Here is a 22946-nt window from a genome sequence, read left to right as displayed (position 1 = left end):
ATGCTGGTCACCCTGCAGCGAATCGTCGAGAGTGTAAATAAAGCGGCTGATTTTCAGCTGGCGCTTCGTACGATGGTGTCTCAAGTGCGTGCTGCGCTTGAGACCGACAGCTGCAGTGTGTTCCTCGCAGATGCACAAGCTCATCAGTATGTGATGGCGGCGAGTGACGGCTTAGCCGATGCATCGGGTGAGGCTATTCGTGTAGATTTTGGTGATGGCATCATTTCCTTAGCTGCGCAACGGGAAGAACCGTTGAACATTGCTGACATCAGTAACCACCCGGCAAACAAGGCTCTTTCTGATACCAACGAGTCGCAGTATCGGGCTTTATTGGCGGCGCCGATTATTCATCGCCGGAAAGTGCTCGGTATTCTGGTGGTGCATCAAAGTGAAGCACGTCACTTCACCCGCGAAGAAGAAGCCTTTGTTGTTACACTTGCTGCCCAGCTATCGGTTGTCATCGCGCATGCCAACACGAAAGGGCTACTAACCAATGAGCACTCACCTTGGGTACACAGTATTCAGGCGCTCCCAGGATCGCCAGGGGTCGCGATAGGGGAAACCTATGTAGCGCGTCCTGAAGTGAGTTTAAAAGAAGTCTCTCCGCAAAAAACCGATCGCCCTCTGCATGAAGTGCGCAAGTTTCGTCAAGCCGTTGCGCGCACCCGTGCTGAGTTAAAGCAGCTTGCTGAACGCATGTATGGGCAAGTGCCAGACGACACTTTAGCGATTTTTGATGTCTATCAGGGCATGTTAGATGCGGCGAGTTTAGGTAATGCGGTCGAGGAGATGATTGCTAAGGGTTGGCGAGCACAAACGGCTTTAAAACACGTGGTCGAGGAGTTCGTTGACCAATTCGAAGCGTTAGAAGACTCCTACTTGCGCGAGCGGGCAACCGATGTGAGAGATATCGGTCAGCGGGTGCTGATGCACCTTCAGCAACGACAACGCAAACGCCGAGAATTTCCCGAACAAGGCATTTTGGTCGCCGACGAAGTCACCGCATCGATGCTCGCAGAGCTCCCCCGTGCAAAAATTGCTGGGATTATCTCGCTGCGCGGCTCGAGTAACTCTCATGCTGCGATTATGGCGCGGAGTATGGGTATTCCTGCGGTACTCGGTGTCGATGATATCGAGCTGCACTATTTCTCTGAAAAAGTATTGATCGTCGACGGCTACACTGGCGAAGTGTATATCAACCCACCGCCGCAAGTGCGAGAGCAGTATCAACACCTAGCCGACGAGGAAGAAGAACTTAAGTCCATCGTCGCTGAGCATGCGCATTTGCCAGCACAGACCCAAGACGGACAACGTGTAAGTCTGCACCTAAACTTGGGGCTGGATATACACCAAGATTATCTGCGCCAACTGAATATTGATGGGGTGGGTCTCTATCGCTCAGAAATCCCGTTTATGATGCGCGAGCAACTGCCGACAGAAGACGAGCAAGTCGAGATGTACAAGGAAGTATTAGATTACTTCCCTGACCAACCCGTCATTATGCGGACTTTGGATGTGGGCGGAGATAAGCCCTTACCGTACTTAAAGTTACAAGAAGATAATCCGTTTCTTGGTTGGCGCGGAATCCGATTGACCCTTGACCACCCCGAAATTTTCCTCGTGCAGATACGTGCGATGCTGCGCGCGAGTATCGGTCGCAGTAATTTACGTATCTTATTGCCGATGATTACCAGTGTCAGTGAAGTCGAGGAAGCGGCACGGTTGCTCAAACAAGCCTACTTTGAGGTGGCAGAAGAACAAGGTTGCGCGGTTGGCGTGAATTTATTTCAGCCTCAGTTAGGGGTCATGATTGAAGTGCCCGCGGCCATCTATCAGTTACCCATGCTTGCCAGTAAAGTGGATTTTTTCTCGGTGGGTAGCAACGATTTAACTCAGTACCTACTTGCCGTTGACCGTAATAACCGTCGTGTAGCCAGCTTGTACGATGCGTATCACCCAGCGGTGCTGGCGAGCTTGGATGAAATCGCACGGCGATGCGAAGAATTAGGTAAACCAGTCAGTGTGTGTGGGGAACTCGCCGGCGATCCTGGCGGTGCCTTACTGTTAGTGGCGATGGGTTATCGACAGCTCAGTATGAACAGCTATAACGTTGATCGTGTACGTTGGATCCTCCGCAATGTCCGTTCGAGTACTTTGCAAGTCATGCTTGCCAAGGCTTTACAAGCACGCCGTCCAGAGCAAGTCAGAAGCATGATCGCCGAGAAGATGGAAAGCATGGGCCTTGGTGGGTTTGTGCGGGCAGGGAAGTAAGCCATGGATCTGACGCTGATTATCTGGTGTTTAGTCGGCGGCGTATTTGCCGGGACATTGGCGGGCTTATTGGGTATCGGTGGCGGCTTGGTGATTGTGCCGCTGATCGTATACCTTGCACCAAAGCTGGGAATTGAACCGAGTTTGGTAATGCCCACAGCGATTGCAACCAGCCTAGCCACCATTTGTATGACAACTGCCAGCGCCGCATATAGTCACTACCGCTCGGGACTACAAGAGCGGTTTTGGGTCGTACGTGTGTTACCCGGATTATCTATAGGCGCCATGGTGGGTGCCTTCCTTGTGACAGCCATTGATCCACATTGGCTGAAAGTATTCTTCTCAACCGTGTTAGTCGTGCTAGCTATACGCATGGCAATGCCACCTGCCGCTCAAAAAGCACAGGTCGGGCGCATCAAGCAGCGCTGGCTGAGTTTGGGGTCGACTATCATTGGTGTGATATCGGGCCTAGTTGGGATTGGCGGTGGCGCATTAACAGTGCCATTCCTGCAACGCTGCGGACTTTCTGTGCGGCAAGCCATCGCGATCTCGTCGCTGGGTAGCTTTATCATCGGTTGCAGCGCCGTATTTATCTTTATTGTTAAAGGCTACAGTTCGGGTGTCGCTCACGGAGCTTTGGGTATTATTCATGTACCCGCGTGGCTGACGATTTCGATTGCGTCGGTGCTGTGTGCGCCAATCGGGGCAAAGTTGGCGCATAGTCTGCCCGTTAAACTATTACGACGTATATTTGCGATTTTCTTAATTGTCGTGGCTATAAAACTGATATTTTTCTAAGGAGTTGTTCGTGCCACTGAACGAATACATGCAGTTTCCCAATATCGATCCTGTGTTGTTTAGCATTGGTCCACTCGCTATACATTGGTATGGCGTGATGTACTTGCTCGGCTTTGCGTTCGCGTCATGGTGGGGCGGTCGACAAGCCGAACGTTCACCGGACTGGACGCGCGACAAATTTTCAGACCTGATCTTTTGGTGCTTCTTAGGTGTGCTGATTGGCGGTCGCATAGGTTATGTCATTTTTTATCATTTCGACCTGTTCATTGCCGACCCTGTCTACTTATTCCGTGTCTGGGAAGGCGGCATGTCGTTCCATGGCGGTCTGCTCGGTGTTATTGCGGCCATGTATATTTATGCGCATCTCACTCAGCGCAGATTTCTTGCTGTCGGCGATATGATTGCCCCGTTAGTGCCAATGGGTCTGTTCTTTGGACGCATGGGTAACTTTATTAATGGAGAGTTATGGGGTCGAGCCACTGATGTCCCTTGGGCGATGATTTTCCCATCGGGCGGACCCGTTCCGCGTCACCCATCGCAACTGTACGAAGCGGTACTCGAGGGCTTAGTCTTATTTGCATTGATCTGGTGGTTCCAACGTAAGCCTCGTGGCACCGGCGCTATCAGTGGACTATTTTTATTAGGTTACGGCGTGGCGCGCTTTACCATCGAATTTTTCCGTGAGCCCGATGCACATTTAGGACTCCTATCACTTGGCATGTCGATGGGGCAGTGGCTAACGATTCCGATGATTATCTTAGGCATTGGGTTATTAGTTTACGGGCAAAAGCAGAGCACCAAAGCATAGGGCGACAATGAAACAATATCTTCAGCTGTGTCAGCGTATCATTGACGAAGGCGAGTGGGTTCATAACGAGCGCACCGGTATTAATTGCCTCACGGTGATCAATGCCGATCTCGAGTACGATGTAGAGCACAATCAGTTTCCTATCATCACCACCCGCAAAAGTTACTATAAAGCCGCGATTGCGGAGCTACTGGGCTATTTGCGTGGTTATGACAGCGCTGCGCAATTTCGTGATATTGGCTGCAATACATGGAACGCCAATGCGAACGAAAACCCGAGTTGGCTCGCTAATCCTCACCGTAAGGGTGAAGATGATATGGGGCGCGTCTACGGCGTACAAGGGCGCGCTTGGCAACGTCCCGATGGTAGCCAATTTGACCAGTTACAAAAAGTTGTCGATGATTTAACCAATGGCGTTGATGACCGAGGTGAGATCGTTACGTTTTATAACCCGGGTGAGCTTGAGATGGGATGTTTACGCCCATGTATGCACACACATACTTTCTCGTTACTCGGTGGCAAACTGTATTTAACCTCTTATCAGCGTAGTTGCGATGTGCCGTTGGGACTCAATTTCAACCAAATTCAGTGCTTTGTGTTGCTGGCGCTGATGGCGCGTATTACGGGACATCAACCGGGCAAAGTGTTTCATAAGATCGTCAATGCACACATCTATGAGAACCAGCTTGAGTTGATGCGCGATGTGCAGCTAAAGCGCGAGCCATATCCATCGCCGCAGTTGCACATTAACCCTGAGATTAAAACGTTGCACGATATCGAAACGTGGGTGACAAAGGATGACTTTTCTATTGAGGGTTATCAGTATCATCCACCCATTAAGTATCCTTTTGCAGTCTAATCAATTAAGGCTAGTCCCATGACCTTGAAAGTGACCCTGTGTGATGACTCAAGGATGGCGCGTAGACAACTATTAAAAAGTTTACCCAAGGATTGGGATGCAACCGTGTATCAGGCGGAACACGGCGAGCAGGCGTTGCAACGCATTGATAATGGCGAGGCGCAACTTCTGCTGCTCGATCTGAATATGCCGGTGATGGATGGCTATCAGGTACTTGAGCACCTCGCCCAACATGAGCGCGATTGTGTGGTGATTGTGATTTCTGGTGATATTCAGCCAGAAGCCTATCAGCGCGTGATGCGACTCGGTGCGCTCGCATTTGTAAAAAAACCTTTCAAAACCGCTGAGATCGCTCAATATTTGCAGCAGTTTGGTTTGTATCAGCCAAGTAGTGGTCACCTGCAAGAAGCCAGTGAGGTCGAGGTTACGGCGAACGCGCTCGATGTCTATCGAGAGGTTGCTAATGTTGCCATGGGCCAAGCGGGCGACCATATTGCACGCGTATTAAATCAGTTTATTGAGTTGCCTGTTCCCAATGTCAATTGGATTGCGCCATCAGAGTTGCACATGGCGTTGCAATCAATCGATCATGCGGAACGCGTATCAGCGGTTAGCCAAGGCTTCGCAGGCTCTGGCATTCTAGGAGAGGCGTTGACTTTACTCACTGATACATCGGTTGATGATGTGCGCCGACTGCTGGGTGAGCAACTGTCGGGCAATGAGCAACAACAGCGTATTGAAGCGTTAATGGACATTGCCTCAATTATCACCTCGGCGTGTTTGAATGGGTTAGGTCATCAATTGCATGTCGAATTTACGGCATCACAGCCAGTCTTACTAGGACAGCATAAAGCGTTAGCTGACTTACTCAACCAACCTCAGCAACGTTGGCAAAAGGTGTTAGCAATAGAGATTGGCTATCAGTTACCGAAACATCGTATTGGTTTCGATCTCCTCATCTTATTACCCGAAGATGCGGTACTACGCCTCGACCAGCAGGTCGCTCATTGGTATGCAGAATAACAGGAGGCAGTATGAGTGAGATGGATGAACTACACGCCAAATTAAGCCTGCTAGGCGCCATTGATATGGGTATTGTTGTATTGGATCGCGACTACCGCATACAAATGTGGAATGAGTTCATGACCAACCACAGCGGACTGCGCCCTAGCCAAGTTCGTGATAAAATCCTATTTGAATGTTGTCCCGAAATTGACGAGCACTGGTTTCGTCAAAAAGTCGAGCGTGTATGGAACCTCGATGCCCGAGTGTTTATTACTTGGGAGCAGCGCCCTTACGTTTTCCGTTTTCGACACAGTCGCCCATTGAGCGGCCAGCAACAGTGGATGCAACAAAACATTACCCTTATGCCACTGCATGATACGCGTGGTGAGATCTTTCAGGTAGGACTGATACTCTATGACGTCAGCGAGCAAGCAACCCGAGCCGAATGACCAAGCCCAAGGCGGCGTTGAACGCGTTTACGGACGCAAAGCACTGAATACATTTCGTAACCAACACATTGCCATTGCCGGACTCGGTGGGGTGGGTTCGTGGGCCGTTGAAGCGCTGGCTCGCAGTGGTATCGGCGAACTGACATTGATCGATCTGGATGATGTGTGTGTGACCAATATTAATCGTCAACTTCCCGCCGACTTTAACACGATTGGCCAACTTAAAACCCAAGTATTAGCCGAACGTGTGAGTGCGATTAACCCGGCGTGCAGAGTCAATATTGTCGATGACTTTCTGCTCGAAGATAACTTTGCGACCCACTTAACGGGTGTCACAGCGGTCTTGGATGCCATTGATAGCGTGAATACCAAGGCGGCGCTGGTCGCGTATTGCAAACGTAATAAAATCCCCTTAGTCGTGTGCGGTGGTGCAGGTGGTCAAATCGACCCGACTCAAATTCGGGTCGCTGATTTGGCAAAGGCAAAACAAGACCCACTGCTTGCTAAAGTACGCTCTAAATTGCGTCGTGATTTTAACTTTTCGAAAAACCCTAAACGCAAGTGGGGCGTCGACTGTATCTATTCTGAGGAGCAGTTGCGCTACCCTTGGATCGCAGGCGAGCACGAAGGTGAGGTGACGTTACAAAAGCCGGGTAGCGGTAGCATGCAAATGAATTGCAGCTCGGGCTTTGGCGCCGCGATGGTGGTCACCTGCAGTTTTGCCATGTTTGCTGTTTCGACGTTACTCAAGCGTATTGAGCGACGCGCTGCTTAAGCACTTTACTGACATTATATAAACCATTGGTACGCGACGGCGTGAGCTGTTGCGTAAGACCATAGCTGGCGAATAATTCATCAATGTCAAAGTGTGCTACCGTCGCCGCACTATGACCATCAAGCTCGGCTTGAATCAGCGCGAGCAATCCTTTCACAATGCGCGAGACACTATCAAAACGCACGGTAATATGCTGAGTGTCTTGGCAGTCTAAATAAAGCCAAACAGTTGCTTCACAACCCGCTACCTCGTGGGCTTCATCCCGATACGGCTCAGGGAATGCTGGCATCGTTTTAGCAAGTTCGATAAGCTCACGATAACGTCTTTCCCAACCCATGGGTTTGCGTGAAGGCTGTATCACTGTGTAAACTCCTGATTACAACAAATTTCTGTTATTGTCGCATAACTTGTGAGATAGCCTCCAGTCTAGGATAATAGCGAAGTTAACAAAATATAAATCCAGGTAATTTAGATCAGTTCCAACAAAAGGAAAGTGACATGAAAATACTTGTCGCGGTGAAGCGCGTCATTGACTACAACGTCAAAGTACGTGTGAAGCCAGATCAGTCAGACGTCGATTTGGCTAACGTCAAAATGGCGCTCAACCCGTTCTGTGAGATCGCAGTCGAAGAAGCAGTGCGCTTAAAAGAAGCGGGCACTGCTGATGAGGTTGTGGTGGTGTCCATTGGTCCTAAAGCGGTGCAGGAGCAATTGCGTACTGCATTAGCCTTGGGTGCAGACCGCGCTATTCAAGTTGAAACCGACGACATGCCGGATTCACTTTCAGCGGCAAAAATCCTTAAAGGTGTTGTTGAGCGTGAAGAACCGGACATGGTGATTCTAGGTAAACAATCGATCGATTCAGACAACAACCAAACCGGTCAAATGCTTGCAGCGCTGACCGACATGCCGCAGGGCACATTCGCTTCAAAAGTCGAAGTAACTGATGGTCATGTTTCAGTGACACGTGAAGTCGACGGTGGTTTGCAAACGGTTAAGTTGGCATTGCCAGCCGTCGTGACAACCGACCTGCGTTTGAACGAACCTCGTTACGCTTCATTACCGAACATCATGAAAGCAAAGCGTAAACCGCTTGAAACCGTATCGACCGATGACTTAGGTGTCGCAGTGAAGCGCACGGTTAAGTTGCTCAAGGTTGAATCTCCAGCTGAACGCAGCGCTGGCGTAAAAGTGGCAGACGTAGATGAGCTTGTCGATAAACTGAAGAATGAGGCGAAAGTCCTATGAGTATTTTAGTAGTTGCAGAACACGACAATAACGCCGTTAATCCTGCCACGCTGAAAACTTTAGCGGCAGCAAAGGCGATCGGCGGCGATATCGTGGTATTGGTCGCGGGTAAAGACTGCGCGGCAGTCGCCGACGAGCTGGCAAAAGCCGAAGGCGTTAGCAAAGTATTACTCGCCGACAATGCGGTATATGAGCATCAGTTGGCTGAAAATGTGAGCAAGTTAGTCGCTGACTTAGGTAAGGACTACAGCCACGTGCTGGCGCCGGCAACAACAACGGGCAAAAACTTTATGCCTCGCGTGGCGGCATTGCTCGATGTGGCGCAAATCTCTGACATTATTGCGGTTGAGTCAGCCGACACATTTAAGCGTCCGATCTACGCAGGCAACGCGATCGCGACCGTGCAAGCCGAAGATGCTATTAAAGTCATCACGGTGCGCGCGACTGCGTTTGATGCAGTTGCCGGCGAGGGTGGTTCAGGTTCAGTTGAAGCAATTGATGCGGTATTTGACAACGATAAGTCGGAATTCGTTGGCGAACAGCTGGCGGAATCAGAGCGCCCTGAGTTGACTGCGGCCGAGATTGTTATCTCAGGTGGTCGTGGTATGCAGAACGGTGAAAACTTTAAGTTGATCGAAGATATCGCTGACAAACTCGGCGCGGCAGTCGGCGCATCGCGTGCGGCTGTTGATGCGGGCTTTGTACCTAACGACATGCAAGTGGGTCAAACCGGTAAAATCGTTGCACCACAGCTCTACATCGCGGTTGGTATCAGCGGTGCGATCCAGCATTTAGCGGGTATGAAAGATTCAAAAGTCATCGTTGCTATCAACAAAGACGAAGAAGCACCTATCTTCCAGGTCGCTGACTACGGTCTGGTAGCCGATTTATTTGAAGTTTTACCTGAGTTAAACGAAAAACTCTAAGCAATCCCGCCTTTAACGACACGGTCGATCACTGGTTTTTAACAATCGACCGTGTCAATTTCGATACTTTTCGACCTGATGTACTTGCATATTTTTAACTCATCGGACATGATTCAATCATCACCGCCGTAAAAGTCAAAAACATTAGGTGGATCACAATGAAAAGAAGAACAACTATGTTAAAAAAATTACCTCTCGCGTCAGCCATTGCGCTGGCATTCGCTTTGCCTGCGCAAGCCGCGGACTTTGAAGTTGGCGATTTTGACGTTAGCTTTACCTCGATTCTTTCATATGGTGCAGCATGGCGCATGGAAGACCCGTCGCTGAGTTTGATCCACCCGGGTAACCGCGAAGGCGGCACGGCGGGATCAAGTGTCGGCGACGATGGTAACCTTAACTTTGATAAAGGTGACTTGGTTAGTTCTGTATTCAAAGGCGTACACGATTTAAGTATCGACGGCGGAGACTACGGCGCATTTATTCGTTTTAATTACTGGTACGACTTTGTCATTTCTGAAGAGAATATGGCACACGGTCACCCAGGTAATAACTATTACCCTGATACCAAACTCAATGACGATGTATTCGATGACTACTCACAAGGGAGTGGTGTCGAATTACTCGATGCGTTCGTGTTTGCTAACTTCGATATCGGCGATATGCCAACCAGCTTGCGTATAGGTCGCCAAGTATTGAGTTGGGGTGAAAGTACGTTCGTATTTAATGGTATCAACGACATTAACCCACTTGATGTTAACGCGGCACGTCGTCCCGGCGCAGAAATCAAAGAGGCGCTGTTACCTGTGGGTATGGTCAGCCTGAATGTGGGCTTGACCGATAGCTTGAGTTTAGCCGCGTTCTATCAGTATGAGTGGGATAACACCAAGCTCGATGGTTGTGGTACGTACTTCTCAAGCGTCGACATTATTGGCGGCCCAGGTTGTGGTAAAGTGACCCTTAACCCACAATTGGTGCCTGGCGACCCAGACAGCTATTTAAGCGACCGCGAATCAGTAGAGTCAGGCGCTTACATTGGCAGCAACCCGCGTATTGAAGCTTCGGACAGCGGTCAATGGGGTATGAACCTGCGTTATTACTCAATCGATCTGGATACTGAGTTTGGCTTCTATTTCATGAATTTGCACAATAATACGCCTATTATTTCGGCGTATAATTGGACCGTTGATCCTGAGCAGTTTATGGACGCCGCGGACCGCCAAAATCCAGCTTACACCTACGCAACACCAAACGGCTACCCGATTGATGGCCCTCGTTTGGTCATTGAATACCCAGAAGACACAGAGCTTTATGGCGCTAGCTTCAGCACCAACTTGGGTCTTTGGTCAGTAGCGGGTGAGTACAGCTTCCGTAAAGATATGCCGGTACAGATCAACACCACCGAGATCCTGACTGCAGGTTTACGTCCCAATGTACCAAGTACCTTCGCTGATCGCGTAGAAAGTACCGAGCTTGGTGGCTTAGCCAACGGTTACGACCGCTTTGATGTGAGCCAAGCGCAAGCCAGTTTTGTACGTTTTGTCGACCGTTTCATGGGCGCTGACCGTATGACCTTTGTCGGTGAGGTTGCGATGAATCAGGTGCACGACTTACCTGGATTAGAAGAGCAACGCTATGGTCGCTTACCTCTGTTCGGTAAATGTTTACTACCAAGCGAAGTCGGTCCAGCGGCAGCCGGTAACTGCGATGGGTTTGTTACAGAGAACTCATGGGGCTACCGTACCCGTCTTCAATGGGAATACTTGAGTGTTTGGAATGGCTGGAGCTTAACGCCAGTGGTTCAGTTTAACCACGACGTTGATGGTTACTCACCTAACAGCAACTTTATCGAAGATCGTAAATCAGTCGGCCTTAATTTAACCGCTGATTACTTATCAACGTACAAAGTGACCTTAGGCTACACCCAGTACTCTGGCGGCGACTTTGATGCGACCACAGACCGCGATTATGCGTCAGTGAGTTTCTCATACGCATTCTAATGACTGCGACAGGCCGTACGATAAACATGCTTATTTAACTTGCATGTTCGAGTCGCTAACGATAAAACCGTCTCTTATGAGGCGGTTTTTTTTATTTGCAGGCAACACGGAGAGAACGATAATGAAAAAGTGGCTAATAGGTGCGATAGCGGCAACGTTGTCGACCAGTGCCCTGGCACAAACCGATCGCACATTGCAGTTAGAGAACGTATTCGATCTCGAGTACGCTGCGTCGCCTACATTACACCCCAGCGGTGATTATGGTGTGTTTGTTCGTCAGTCGATGGACATTAAGCATGACCAAAAGACGGGGCGTTTATGGACGGTAAAGCCCAATGGCGACATGCGTCCACTGACAGGTGACTCCGCGCACGAGTGGAACCCAGTATGGTCGCCCGATGGCAAACGACTTGCATTTATTTCCGATGCTTCAGGCAGCCCGCAAATTTCGATTTACTGGACCGACACGGGCAAGCACGCGGTCATTAGTGAATTAACTCAGGCGCCGAGTGCGTTGAGTTGGTCACCTAATGGTCAGTACCTTGCATTTACCCAGTTTACGCCGGTTGAATCAGCAGCACCTGTGTCTCTGCCAGGTAAGCCGGAAGGTGCCGAGTGGACGGCACCACCGCAGTTTGTCGATAAAGACAACTACCGGTATGACGGTGGCGGTTATGTCAGCGATGGTTATCAACAGATTTACGTGGTCAGTGCCGAGGGTGGAACCGCGCGCCAAATTACTCACGATGAATTCAATAACGGTGGTTCGCTCGAGTGGTCAGCTGATGGTAAACAGATTTACTTCTCGGCTAACCGCCGCAGTGATGCGTTCCGTCAACCCATGAACAGTGAGATTTATGCGGTTCAGGTGGATACCGGTGAAGTGCGCACGTTGACCGATCGTAATGGTCCTGACGGCGCGCCTAAACGCTCACCTGACGGCGATTGGCTGGCGTTTACGGGTAATGATGATAATGGTATGAGCTCGCAGATCTCGCGTCTCTATGTGATGTCGAGCGATGGCAGTCAGTCACGCCTATTAACCGCCGATTTAGACCGCAGTATCACTGGCTTTGCATGGGACACAGACGGTGAAGGTATCTACTTTACCTATGATGACCACGGTATTGGCCAGCTTGCGCGTACCGACCTCGATGGCGACTATGAACAATTAACGGATCGAGTCGGTGGTTTGTCGTATAGCCGTCCTTATGGCGGCGGTGATTTTTCTGTGGCTGCCGATGACCAAGTGCTGTACACCCTTTCTAATCCCTTACGTCCAGCCGATCTCGCTTGGTGGGACGACGGTGAAACGCAGCAAGTCACACAATTGAACGAGGATGCGCTAGGGCATAAGCAGCTGGCGCAGGTCGAGGAGATTAACTATCAGTCATCCGTCGATGGTCGCGACTTACAGGGTTGGATCGCGTACCCACCCAACTTTGATAAGAACAAAGACTATCCGTTAATTTTGGAAATTCACGGTGGCCCTCATACTAATTACGGTCCCCGCTTCTCAGCCGAAGTTCAACTTTACGCGGCGGCCGGATATGTAGTGCTTTATACCAACCCGCGTGGCTCAACCAGTTACGGAGATGACTTTGCTAACGAAATTCACCAGAATTATCCCAGTCACGATTACGACGACTTGATGGATGGTGTGGATGCCGTTATCGATAAAGGCTTTATTGACGAAGACCAGCTGTACGTAACGGGTGGCAGTGGTGGCGGTGTATTGACCGCGTGGATTGTTGGACATACGGATCGGTTCCGCGCCGCAGTAGTCGCTAAGCCAGTGATCAATTGGTACAGTTTTGTACTCACTGCAGATATGTATAACTACTTCTATCAGTATTGGTTCCCAGGCCTACCGTGGGAAAACCTCGAACATTACATGAAGCACTCTCCCATTAGCTATGTTGGCAATGTTACAACACCGACGATGCTATTGACCGGTGAGCAAGATTACCGCACGCCAATGTCAGAAACTGAGCAGTACTATCAGGCATTGAAACTGGCCGGTGTTGAGACGGCGATGGTGCGTATTCAAAACTCGGGTCACAGCATTTATGCGCGGCCAAGTAATTTGATGAGTAAAGTCGCTTATATTTTGTATTGGTTCGAAAAACATCAACCAGCAACGCAAGAGTAGCAGCACAGCAAAGGCCGACAGTTAAGTCGGCCTTTTGTTTAATAGCGGGCTATAGAGTGGCATTATAGGACAAAGTGAATGAGCAACTAAGGTCGTATCATGGCAAAAGCATGGCAGCCACTCCTCGCCGAGGAAAAACAAAAAGAGTACTTTATTAAACTGATGCAGCGGGTCGAACACGCGCGGCAAGCAGAAGTGGTGTTTCCCCCCGAATCTGATGTCTTTAACGCGCTTAAGCTCACCGCGCCCGAGGACGTGAAAGTCGTTATTCTTGGCCAAGACCCATACCACGGACCAGGGCAAGCCCATGGTTTGAGCTTTTCGGTACCCGAGGGCGTTAAGCTCCCCCCATCGTTGCGCAATATTCTCAAAGCGATTATGCAAGACTACCCCGAAGCACAGCCGCCAACACACGGTGATTTAACCGCTTGGGCCGAGCAGGGCGTGTTGCTGTTAAATACCGTATTAACGGTGGCACAAGGGCAGGCGCATAGTCACGCAAAGTGGGGATGGGAAACCTATACGGATACGGTGATCGAACGCTTAGCCACCGAATACGAAAACATCGTGTTTATGTTATGGGGAGCCCATGCACATAAAAAAGCAGCACTGATCCCACAAGAAAAGCACTGCATTTTAACAGCACCACATCCCTCGCCGCTGTCTGCTCATCGCGGTTTTTTCGAGGCGCGTCATTTTATTCAAGCCAATCAGTATTTAACGACACATGGACGCACACCGATTCAGTGGGCACTGGGTATTAATCTCTAACGCCTTGATTACAAATGACTATATCATGATTTATGTCATGCAAGGTTCATCGGTGATTAACATATTTGAAACAAATAGCTTTTATTCTTGCCCAAGGTGTGATATTTAATCATATGTGAACAAATTGTTGATCAGTTTGTTTTGTGCGCTAATTAAGAATTATAATGATACTGAGAGGTAATCATGGACCATTCAGAAGAGCTTCAGAAAGTCACTGAGAAATCATCGAAAGGACGCACAACTAAGCGCAAATGGCGCGAGATAGAACAACTCAAAGAAAAGTATCGCTTACGCGAAGAGCTGACAGATATCGATTCATCGTTTGATATCGATCTAGAAGAAATCGAGCTCAGATAATAACAAAAAGGCCGGCAAATTTGCCGGCCTTTGTTGTTCTCACATCAGCGTTTAGTCGTTGCTTTCTGGCTTTTTACGCAGCTGAGCGAGCATTTGCTTTAACACCTTGGGTGCGCCTGCAACAATGTGACCGCTTTGTACGTAGTTATGACCACCGTCGAAGTCGGTGACGATGCCACCCGCTTCACGGATAAGTAAGTCGCCAGCCATTAAGTCCCACGGCTTCAAGCCCAGCTCGAAAAAGCCATCGTAGCGACCCGCGGCGACGTATGCGAGATCCAAAGCAGCAGCGCCGGCACGACGCATGTCTGCACAGCGTTCAAATAAGCGACCAAACATCGCTTGGTACTCGTCATAGCGGTGTTTTGCTTTAAATGGGAAGCCTGTTGCCAGCAGTGCGCCGTTCAGTTCAGTCAACGGCGATAGACGTAGGCGACGGCCATTAAGCTGCGCGCCTGCACCGCGTGATGCAGTGAACAGTTCTTCGCGTACCGGATCGTAGACAACGCCTTGTTGAACCGTGCCTTTATGGACAACAGCGATTGAAATACAAAAGTGAGGAACACCGCGCAGGTAATTTGTTGTGCCATCCAACGGATCGATGACCCACTGAAAATCGTTATCTTTGCCCGCTTGTGTGCCGCTTTCTTCTGCGATAATACCATGCTCAGGGTATGCCTTTTTGATGGTGTTGATGATCGCTTGCTCGGCCGCCTGATCCATTTCAGATACCCAGTCATTTGGGCCCTTGGCGGTGGCATCGATAGGTTGACCCTGATCGAATTCTTTAAGCAAAATTTTACCGGCTGCACGCGCTGCGCGCACCGCAATGTTTAACATCGGATGCATTTTCAAATTACCTGTGCTGTGAAAGAACGAATTTTAAGGTCGCGCATATTACCAGTGTTGAGGTAGAATGCGCAACTTTTCTACACTTGGTAAAATTAGATAAAGGCACTGTCATGCTCGATAACGTTCGAATTGTACTGGTGAATACCTCACATACTGGCAACATCGGTTCCGTTGCACGGGCGATGAAAACCATGGGATTCAGCGACTTGGTATTAGTCGACCCGGTGTCTGAACCGGATAGCCATGCATCGGCGTTAGCCGCTGGCGCTACCGATATCTTAGCGAATGCACGTATCGTCGATAGGCTTGACCAGGCAATTGATGATTGTGGTTTAGTGCTCGCGACGAGCGCACGCAACCGCACACTGGACTGGCCATTACGGGGTCCACGTCAAGCGGCGGGACAGGTCTTAAGTGAAGCGCCAAAGTACCCTGTGGCTATCGTATTTGGCCGCGAAAACAGTGGCTTGACCAATGAAGAGTTGCAACAAAGCCATTTCCATTTGCACATTCCGACGAATCCCGATTATGGCTCGCTTAACTTAGCGATGGCGGTCCAAACTGTGTGTTACGAAGTGCGTATGCAGTTTCTTGAGCAAGACGAAACGCCGAAAGTACAGCAAGAGTATCCCCGAGTCGAAGCGCTCGAGCAATTCTATCAACACTTAGAATCAACCTTGACTGATACGGGGTTTATTATTCGTCAACATCCTGGCCAAGTAATGACCAAGTTACGTCGCTTGTTTAATCGTGCACGACCTGAAGAAAACGAACTCAACATTCTGCGTGGAATACTGGCTTCAGTGGATAAACAGACGAAGAATTCGGATTCGTAGAATACTTGACTAATTTAGTCGGAAAAGTACACTAATGAGGAGTACCATAACGCTGAGTTACTAAAGGGGGAGATTGATGCGTCTGACTTCAAAAGGTCGCTATGCAGTGACAGCGATGCTCGACGTCGCGATGTTTGCTAAGCAAGCACCCGTGCCCCTGGCTGATATCTCAGATCGCCAAGGTATTTCCTTGTCCTACCTCGAGCAGCTGTTTGCTCGTTTGCGCAAGCGCGGGCTGGTGCACAGTGTGCGCGGTCCCGGTGGCGGATACCGTCTGGGTCGGGACGCCGATGCGATATCGGTCGGCGCGGTGATCGACGCCGTGGATGAGTCGATTGATGCGACCAAATGCCAGGGTAAAGGCAACTGCCATAATGGCGAGCAATGCCTGACCCATTCGCTGTGGGAAGGATTGAGCGATCGTATTGCTCAGTTTCTGGATGGTATTACGCTGGCCGAGTTAATGGCAACCAAGGAAGTGGCGCAGATTGGACACCGTCAAGCGGGTGACCGGAGCCAGAAAATAGAGCTTAATGTGCTGTAACATCGGAGAGTTGTTTTGAAACAGCCAATCTACCTAGATTATGCGGCAACCACGCCCGTGGATAAGTCTGTCGCTGATGTCATGATGAAGTATTTAACCGCGGATGGCATTTTTGCTAATCCCGCGTCGCGATCGCACCGGCTAGGTTGGCAGGCCGAGGAGGCTGTGGATATTGCGCGCCATCAAGTGGCTGACCTGATCAACGCGGATGCCCGTGAAATTGTATTTACCTCGGGCGCGACCGAATCAGATAATCTAGCCCTGAAGGGCGTCATGCATCAATCGCGCAATAAAGGTAAGCATCTAATTACCGTAGCGACGGAACACAAAGCGGTCATCGACCCGGCGTTGCAGCTGGAGCGTGAGGGGTTTGATGTCACCTTTTTATCGGTTGATAACAAGGGGCTCGTCGATATTCAAGCACTTAAACAAGCGCTGCGAGAAGATACTGTGCTTGTGAGTGTGATGCATGTAAACAACGAACTCGGTGTCGTTCAAGACATTAAAGCTATCAGCGAATGTTGTCGTGCCCACAACGTGCTACTGCATGTCGATGCAGCACAAAGTGTGGGTAAGTTGCCTGTGGATGTCGAGCAATTGGGCGTCGATTTGTTATCGATATCGGCCCATAAAATGTACGGTCCTAAAGGTATCGGGGCCTTGTACGTACGCCGCAAACCTAAAGTACAGCTCGACGCTGAGATGCATGGCGGTGGGCATGAGCGAGGCATGCGCTCTGGTACCTTAGCGACACATCAAATCGTGGGTCTAGGTGAAGCGGCTCAATTAGCCAGTCAGCGCTTAGAGGATGACCAAGCGCATTACCGCGACTTAAGTCAGCTGTTTCTTGATAAGTTACTTGCCGAACCAGGCATTAAGCTCAACGGTCATGCGTCGCAGCGCGTGCCAAACATCATGAACCTCAGCTTTGCTAATGTCGAAGGTGAATTATTGCTTATGTCGTTAAAGGACTTAGCTATTTCATCGGGATCCGCTTGTACGTCGGCGAGCGTTGAACCGTCATATGTTTTACGGGCAATTGGGCTGTCAGATGAGTTAGCACATGCATCGTTACGTTTTAGTGTAGGTCGCGACACCACCATGCAAAACATGGAGGATGCCGCGGAGCACGTGCTTAACACGTATCGTGTACTAGCTGCGCAGTAATTCGGCGAAGGTTTTACGAAACTTTGCTAGCTTAGGTGAAATGACCGCTTGGCAATACGGGTTTTCCGGATTGCGATTGAAATAGTCGTCATGGTAATCCTCGGCACTGTAAAACGTGTCGAGTGGCGCAACCTCAGTCACAATCGCATCGTCGAACACCGCATCGTTTTCGAGTTCATCAATCAGTTCTAACGCAACTTTCTGTTGTTCATCGTCATGATAAAAAATAGAGGTGCGGTATTGCGTGCCGATATCGTTACCCTGGCGATTCACTTGCGTTGGATCGTGCAAGGTAAAGAAGATCTCGAGGATCTGTCGATAACTAATCACTTCTGGGTCAAAGGTGAGCTGTACAACTTCGGCGTGACCGGTATCACCATTACAGACTTGCTTGTAAGTTGGGTTCTCGGTTGTGCCGCCGGTATAACCCGACTGTGCCGACTCGATGCCTTTAAGTTGGTTAAATGCAGATTCAATACACCAAAAACATCCACCGCCTAAGGTAGCTTTTTGGAACGGGGTCGTATTCGACATATGACGGACTCCTTTTGGACGTCTATAAGGCTAAATGTTTCTCGATACTAGCTGAGTTCGAGTTAAAAAACAATCAATAGATATTCGATTTTTTCCGAGATCTAACGTATAATTCGCGCGGAAATTTTCACCTCTGGTTAAATACCCATTTTGGAGTAAAAAAGATGGCTTTAGAGCGCACTTTATCAATTATTAAGCCCGACGCGGTTGCGAAAAACTTAATCGGCGCAATCTACACTCGTTTCGAAAGCGCAGGTCTGCGTATCGTAGCGTCAAAAATGATGCACTTGAGCAAAGAACAAGCTGAAGGCTTTTATGCTGAGCACAGCGAGCGTCCTTTCTTTGGCGCATTGGTTGAGTTCATGACTTCAGGTCCAATCGTAGTACAAGTATTGGAAGGCGAAGAAGCTATCCTGAAAAACCGTGAAATCATGGGCGCAACGAATCCAGCAGATGCATTGGCAGGAACTTTGCGTGCAGACTATGCTGAAACTATCGATGAAAACGCAGTACACGGTTCTGACGCGCCTGAAACAGCGGCACGCGAAATCGCATACTTCTTCAGCGACGAAGAGATCTGCCCACGCACTCGTTAATCCGTGCCGTTGGCACGCGATTGTTCGTTTAGCGAATGACACCGTGCGCCATTTGGCGCACGGTACTTTTTAGATACAGGAAACTTATGACCAACGCTATCGATAAAAAAGTGAATCTTTTAAACCTGAACCGCGATGGAATGAAAGCCTTCTTCAAAGACATGGGCGAAAAACCATTCCGAGCTGACCAGGTCATGAAATGGCTCTATCACTTTTGTGTCGACGACTTTGATGAGATGACCAATCTCAACAAAGGGTTACGCGAAAAGCTCAAACAATGTGCTGAAATTCGCGCGCCAGAAATTCGCGAACAACAGCAATCAAGCGATGGCACGATTAAATTCGTAATGACTTTGTTTGATGGTCAAGACGTTGAAACCGTTTGGATCCCAGAACGCGATCGCGCAACCTTATGCGTATCCTCGCAAGTCGGCTGTGCGCTGGAATGCACCTTCTGTTCAACGGGACAACAAGGTTTCAACCGTAACCTCAACGTAGCGGAAATCATCGGCCAAGTGTGGCGTGTTAATCAGCTACTGGGAGCTTACGCGAAAACAGGTATTAAGCCTGTAACAAACGTCGTCATGATGGGCATGGGCGAACCCCTGCTTAACTTAAATAATGTGGTACCTGCAATGGACCTCATGATGGACGACTATGGTTTTGGTTTGTCAAAACGCCGTGTCACCTTAAGCACCTCAGGTGTAGTACCGGCACTTGATAAATTACGTGAGCAAATCGATGTGATGCTCGCAATTTCATTGCATGCGCCTAATGATGAGCTGCGTAATGAAATCGTACCTATCAACAAAAAGTACAACATCCAACAGTTTTTAGAATCGAGCCGTAAGTATGTTGAGCAATCAAAAGCTCAACATAAAGTGACCGTCGAGTACGTCATGCTCGACCACGTTAACGACTCGATGGATCAAGCACATGAATTGGCCCGTACGCTCAAAGATACGCCGAGCAAGATCAACCTGATTCCATTTAATCCATTCCCAGGTTCTGAGTATGGTCGTTCGAGTAATTCACGGATCGACCGTTTCGCTAAAGTATTAATGGACTATGGTTTTACCGTTATGGTTCGTAAGACTCGAGGCGATGATATTGATGCTGCCTGTGGCCAGCTCGTCGGTGATGTAATTGACCGTACCAAGCGGATTCTAAAGCGTCAGCAAGCGCAGCGCGGTGGCGATTCAATTGCAGTCAAATCGAGCTAATTAATAGCGACGCACTCGAGTCCCTCAAAAGGGAGTGCTCTAGTGCGTGGCTTAGTGACAGTAAGTATCAGTTTGGTTTTAACAGGCTGTTCATCAACAGCGTCCAATGCATCGGCGGATGCCCACTTGCGGGCCGGCATGGCATATATAAAGCATCAACAACTCGATCATGCCGAGCGTCATTTAAAACAAGCATTTCTCATAGCGCCGCGCCGCATTGATACCGTATTAGCACTTGGACACTGGTATTTAAGTAAAGAACGTGTCAATTCTGCGTTGCTACTTTACCAAGAAGCATTATCATGGCAACCTATGAGCGGAGTTCTGCACAACAATTATGCGGTCGCACTATGTTTATCAGGCCAGCAGGAAGCGGCTCGCCAAGCATTTGCTAAAGCTAAACGCTTGGGTGCGCAATCAGGCAAGCAAAATAGGTGTGCACAACATCGCTAAAATGCAATTCGCTTAACTTTAGTTAAACTAGGGAATGACCCAAAGATCATGACTGCCGATAATTCATCTGCAAATAATAGCTCAAGCGCGGACCAAAATAACGAACAACTAATGTCGTCGCCAGAGCAGCCGAGTCGCCCAACCGCAGGTCCAGGGCATTTACTCAAACAAGCACGTGAAGCCAAGTCGATGACGGCACGCGAGGCAGCTGATCGCTTGCGCTTGCGACTGCAAGTGATAGAGCTCATCGAAGCAGATGATTACGCGACGTTTTCAACCACGACCTTCGTTAAAGGGTATTTGCGAGCTTATGCCAAACTGCTCGGCGTGGACCAGAATCAAATTGATGAAGCGTACAAATCACTCAATATTACAGAGCCCGAAAGCACGCCGATGCAAAGTTTTTCACGTCGCGTGAAACACCAAGAGAGCGATAACCGGCTAATGATGATCACCTGGTTGGTGGTGGTCGTGGTGATCGCCTTGGTCATTTGGTGGTGGCAAGACAGCGATTTAAGTTTTTCTAAATTAAGTAACGACGTAGAGCAGGCGGTCACCGAGCAATCGGATGTGAACCCAGAACAAACTGAGGCAGACACGCCCACCCTGCGTCAATCGGAGAATCAACGCTCGTCGGTAGCAGAAGAACAGCCGGTGCTTGAATCCGAAGTCAGTGCAGCCGATGCGAGTACCTCGCTGAGCGTGAATGACCCTGCGCAGCAAGATGAAGTGGCTGAAGAGACAATTGAGCAACCGGTTTCAGAGATTCCAGAGTCTGTATCGAACGACGACCCGGCAACGCAAAGCGAATCCGACACACCTTCTGAGCCAACCGATGCGCCTGCAGACGAAGAGGCGGGTGAGACACCCGTGGTGGAAGCGCCCCCTGAAGACGATACTGAGGATGCCGTGAATGTTGAACCCGAAACCGCTTTGGTTATCGAGTTTAGCGAAGAGTGTTGGGTAAAAATTGAAGATGCCGACGGTGAAGTTCAAGCGATTGGCACCAAAGCGCAGGGCTACCGTATGCCTGTGCCGGGCAGCGCACCGTTTTCGGCGACGATATGCAAACCGGCGGCGGTGACTATAACCTATGCTGGTAATACGTTAGACTTGTCACAATATCGCCAAGATCGTGTGGCACGATTAACTATCCCTTCAAGCAATTAAGAGACTGAGTGTAAGCCGTTATGATGCACGAAAATCCAATTAAGCGCAGACCTTCCCGTCGGATCTATGTGGGTAATGTGCCGATTGGAGACAATGCGCCCATTGCCGTTCAGTCGATGACCAATACTGAAACCACGGATGTACAGGCGACGGTTGACCAAATCAACCGTATCGCCGCTGCAGGAGCAGATATCGTGCGGGTTTCTGTACCAACGATGGATGCCGCGGAAGCTTTTAAGCTGATTAAACAGCAAAGCCCAGTGCCCTTGGTTGCCGATATTCATTTCGATTATCGCATTGCGCTGAAAGTGGCCGAATACGGTGTGGATTGTCTCCGTATTAATCCAGGTAATATTGGCCGAGAGGATCGGATTCGCGCAGTCGTGGATGCGGCGCGCGATAACAACATTCCTATTCGAATAGGCGTAAACGGCGGTTCACTCGAGCGTGAAATTCAAGAGAAGTACGGCGAGCCGACACCTGCAGCACTCGTTGAGTCGGCAATGCGTCACGTCGATATCCTTGATCGTCTCGACTTCCAAGATTTTAAAGTGAGCGTCAAAGCGTCAGACGTGTTCTTAGCGGTCGAGTCGTATCGCTTACTTGCCAAGCAAATTGAGCAGCCGCTGCACCTAGGTATTACCGAAGCGGGCGGGTTACGCAGTGGTTCAGTGAAATCGTCAATTGGTTTGGGCATGTTATTAGCCGAGGGCATCGGTGACACCCTACGTGTGTCACTCGCAGCCGACCCGGTCGAAGAAATTAAAGTCGGCTTTGATATTCTCAAATCGTTGCGTATTCGTTCTCGTGGTATCAACTTTATCGCATGCCCGAGCTGCTCACGCCAAGAGTTCGATGTCATTTCTACGGTGAATGCGCTTGAGCAACGTCTAGAAGACATTACTGAGCCTATGGATGTATCGGTGATTGGCTGTGTCGTTAATGGACCAGGCGAAGCGCTTATCTCAGAAGTAGGACTCGCAGGTGCCAAGAGTAAAAGCGGATTATATATTGGCGGCGAGCGCCAGAAGTTACGATTAGATAACAATGATCTCGTCGATCAGCTCGAAGCTCAAATCCGTGAGCGCGTGGAATATGTCAAAAAGCACCGCATTGATGTAAAAGAAATCGACAACTGATTTTACCCGCCGCCCT

24 protein-coding genes are annotated in these 22946 nt (G+C 49.5%); 21 read left to right on the top strand and 3 right to left on the bottom strand.

The annotated features are described in order from the left end of the window. From ptsP to tcdA, 7 genes are read left to right on the top strand one after another with little or no spacing between them, the layout of a single operon-like run. Complete coding sequence (gene ptsP, locus DFP83_RS05925) at window positions 1–2271, top strand: phosphoenolpyruvate--protein phosphotransferase (protein WP_181416383.1); 2271 nt, start codon at window positions 1–3, stop codon at window positions 2269–2271. 3 nt (window positions 2272–2274) lie between these two features. Further along, a complete protein-coding gene (locus tag DFP83_RS05920) occupies window positions 2275–3069 on the top strand; it encodes a sulfite exporter TauE/SafE family protein (protein WP_110574099.1) in 795 nt (264 codons plus the stop codon). 10 nt (window positions 3070–3079) lie between these two features. After that, window positions 3080–3877: a prolipoprotein diacylglyceryl transferase gene (gene lgt / locus DFP83_RS05915; RefSeq protein WP_110574098.1), complete on the top strand. Its 798-nt coding sequence runs from the start codon at window positions 3080–3082 to the stop codon at window positions 3875–3877. Window positions 3878–3884: 7 nt separating this feature from the next. Continuing rightward, window positions 3885–4736 carry a thymidylate synthase gene (locus tag DFP83_RS05910; RefSeq protein WP_110574097.1) on the top strand — a complete coding sequence of 284 codons (852 nt, stop codon included), beginning with the start codon at window positions 3885–3887 and terminating at the stop codon, window positions 4734–4736. A gap of 18 nt (window positions 4737–4754) precedes the next feature. Beyond that, window positions 4755–5759 (top strand): response regulator, encoded by a 1005-nt coding sequence (locus DFP83_RS05905; RefSeq protein ID WP_110574096.1) that lies wholly within the window; start codon window positions 4755–4757, stop codon window positions 5757–5759. Between the two features lie 11 nt (window positions 5760–5770). Then, on the top strand, window positions 5771–6190 hold the full coding sequence (locus tag DFP83_RS05900; RefSeq protein WP_110574095.1) for a PAS domain-containing protein: 420 nt from the start codon (window positions 5771–5773) through the stop codon (window positions 6188–6190). Then, window positions 6156–6965, top strand: coding sequence for a tRNA cyclic N6-threonylcarbamoyladenosine(37) synthase TcdA (tcdA, locus tag DFP83_RS05895; RefSeq protein ID WP_110574094.1), 810 nt, complete (start codon window positions 6156–6158; stop codon window positions 6963–6965). Before DFP83_RS05900 ends, tcdA begins: the two co-directional genes overlap by 35 nt. Here the strand turns inward: tcdA and DFP83_RS05890 are convergent. Further along, window positions 6937–7326: a SufE family protein gene (locus DFP83_RS05890; protein WP_110574093.1), complete on the bottom strand. Its 390-nt coding sequence runs from the start codon at window positions 7324–7326 to the stop codon at window positions 6937–6939. The genes tcdA and DFP83_RS05890 overlap by 29 nt on opposite strands. Before the next feature lie 137 nt (window positions 7327–7463). Here DFP83_RS05890 and DFP83_RS05885 point away from each other — a divergent pair, with 137 nt between their 5' ends. The 6 genes from DFP83_RS05885 (at window position 7464) to DFP83_RS05860 (ending at window position 14416) form a co-directional block, all read left to right on the top strand. Beyond that, window positions 7464–8213 (top strand): electron transfer flavoprotein subunit beta/FixA family protein, encoded by a 750-nt coding sequence (locus DFP83_RS05885; protein WP_110574092.1) that lies wholly within the window; start codon window positions 7464–7466, stop codon window positions 8211–8213. Beyond that, window positions 8210–9139, top strand: a complete 930-nt coding sequence (locus DFP83_RS05880) for an electron transfer flavoprotein subunit alpha/FixB family protein (RefSeq protein ID WP_110574091.1) — start codon at window positions 8210–8212, stop codon at window positions 9137–9139. The genes DFP83_RS05885 and DFP83_RS05880 overlap by 4 nt, the downstream gene beginning before the upstream one ends. A gap of 176 nt (window positions 9140–9315) precedes the next feature. Next, a complete protein-coding gene (locus tag DFP83_RS05875) occupies window positions 9316–11136 on the top strand; it encodes a DUF1302 domain-containing protein (protein ID WP_110574090.1) in 1821 nt (606 codons plus the stop codon). 121 nt (window positions 11137–11257) lie between these two features. Further along, window positions 11258–13288 carry a S9 family peptidase gene (locus tag DFP83_RS05870; protein ID WP_110574089.1) on the top strand — a complete coding sequence of 677 codons (2031 nt, stop codon included), beginning with the start codon at window positions 11258–11260 and terminating at the stop codon, window positions 13286–13288. A gap of 99 nt (window positions 13289–13387) precedes the next feature. Continuing rightward, complete coding sequence (ung, locus tag DFP83_RS05865) at window positions 13388–14059, top strand: uracil-DNA glycosylase (RefSeq protein WP_110574088.1); 672 nt, start codon at window positions 13388–13390, stop codon at window positions 14057–14059. Between the two features lie 183 nt (window positions 14060–14242). Further along, complete coding sequence (locus DFP83_RS05860; RefSeq protein WP_110574087.1) at window positions 14243–14416, top strand: DUF3545 family protein; 174 nt, start codon at window positions 14243–14245, stop codon at window positions 14414–14416. 51 nt (window positions 14417–14467) lie between these two features. Here DFP83_RS05860 and suhB read toward each other — a convergent pair whose 3' ends face one another. Next, the gene (gene suhB, locus DFP83_RS05855) at window positions 14468–15265 is read right to left on the bottom strand and encodes an inositol-1-monophosphatase (protein WP_110574086.1); all 798 of its coding nucleotides are present in this window, start codon (window positions 15263–15265) and stop codon (window positions 14468–14470) included. 113 nt (window positions 15266–15378) lie between these two features. Here suhB and trmJ point away from each other — a divergent pair, with 113 nt between their 5' ends. The 3 genes from trmJ to DFP83_RS05840 all read left to right on the top strand — a co-directional run bounded on the left by trmJ (window position 15379) and on the right by DFP83_RS05840 (window position 17815). Then, window positions 15379–16104: a tRNA (cytosine(32)/uridine(32)-2'-O)-methyltransferase TrmJ gene (trmJ, locus tag DFP83_RS05850; protein ID WP_110574085.1), complete on the top strand. Its 726-nt coding sequence runs from the start codon at window positions 15379–15381 to the stop codon at window positions 16102–16104. 76 nt (window positions 16105–16180) lie between these two features. Beyond that, complete coding sequence (gene iscR / locus DFP83_RS05845) at window positions 16181–16648, top strand: Fe-S cluster assembly transcriptional regulator IscR (protein WP_110574084.1); 468 nt, start codon at window positions 16181–16183, stop codon at window positions 16646–16648. A 15-nt stretch (window positions 16649–16663) separates the two neighbouring features. Next, window positions 16664–17815 (top strand): IscS subfamily cysteine desulfurase, encoded by a 1152-nt coding sequence (locus DFP83_RS05840; RefSeq protein ID WP_110574083.1) that lies wholly within the window; start codon window positions 16664–16666, stop codon window positions 17813–17815. On the opposite strand, the gene msrA is transcribed toward DFP83_RS05840, so the two are convergent. Next, a complete protein-coding gene (gene msrA / locus DFP83_RS05835) occupies window positions 17801–18349 on the bottom strand; it encodes a peptide-methionine (S)-S-oxide reductase MsrA (RefSeq protein WP_110574082.1) in 549 nt (182 codons plus the stop codon). The genes DFP83_RS05840 and msrA overlap by 15 nt on opposite strands. A 164-nt stretch (window positions 18350–18513) precedes the next feature. Here msrA and ndk point away from each other — a divergent pair, with 164 nt between their 5' ends. The 5 genes from ndk to ispG all read left to right on the top strand — a co-directional run bounded on the left by ndk (window position 18514) and on the right by ispG (window position 22930). Further along, window positions 18514–18945, top strand: coding sequence for a nucleoside-diphosphate kinase (ndk, locus tag DFP83_RS05830; protein WP_110574081.1), 432 nt, complete (start codon window positions 18514–18516; stop codon window positions 18943–18945). An 86-nt stretch (window positions 18946–19031) separates the two neighbouring features. Then, entirely contained in the window at window positions 19032–20168 is a 1137-nt protein-coding gene (rlmN, locus tag DFP83_RS05825) for a dual-specificity RNA methyltransferase RlmN (protein ID WP_110574080.1), read from the top strand. 42 nt (window positions 20169–20210) lie between these two features. Next, a complete protein-coding gene (locus DFP83_RS05820; protein ID WP_110574079.1) occupies window positions 20211–20621 on the top strand; it encodes a pilus assembly protein PilF in 411 nt (136 codons plus the stop codon). Window positions 20622–20669: 48 nt separating this feature from the next. Beyond that, window positions 20670–21791, top strand: a complete 1122-nt coding sequence (locus tag DFP83_RS05815; RefSeq protein ID WP_110574078.1) for a RodZ domain-containing protein — start codon at window positions 20670–20672, stop codon at window positions 21789–21791. 20 nt (window positions 21792–21811) lie between these two features. Next, entirely contained in the window at window positions 21812–22930 is a 1119-nt protein-coding gene (ispG, locus tag DFP83_RS05810; RefSeq protein ID WP_110574077.1) for a flavodoxin-dependent (E)-4-hydroxy-3-methylbut-2-enyl-diphosphate synthase, read from the top strand. Window positions 22931–22946: the final 16 nt, after the last annotated feature.

Source organism: Idiomarina fontislapidosi (assembly GCF_003226255.1).
Lineage (GTDB): Bacteria > Pseudomonadota > Gammaproteobacteria > Enterobacterales > Alteromonadaceae > Idiomarina > Idiomarina fontislapidosi.
The sequence above is the reverse complement of the archived record's forward strand: the minus strand, read 5'-3'. Positions and strand labels throughout refer to the sequence as shown.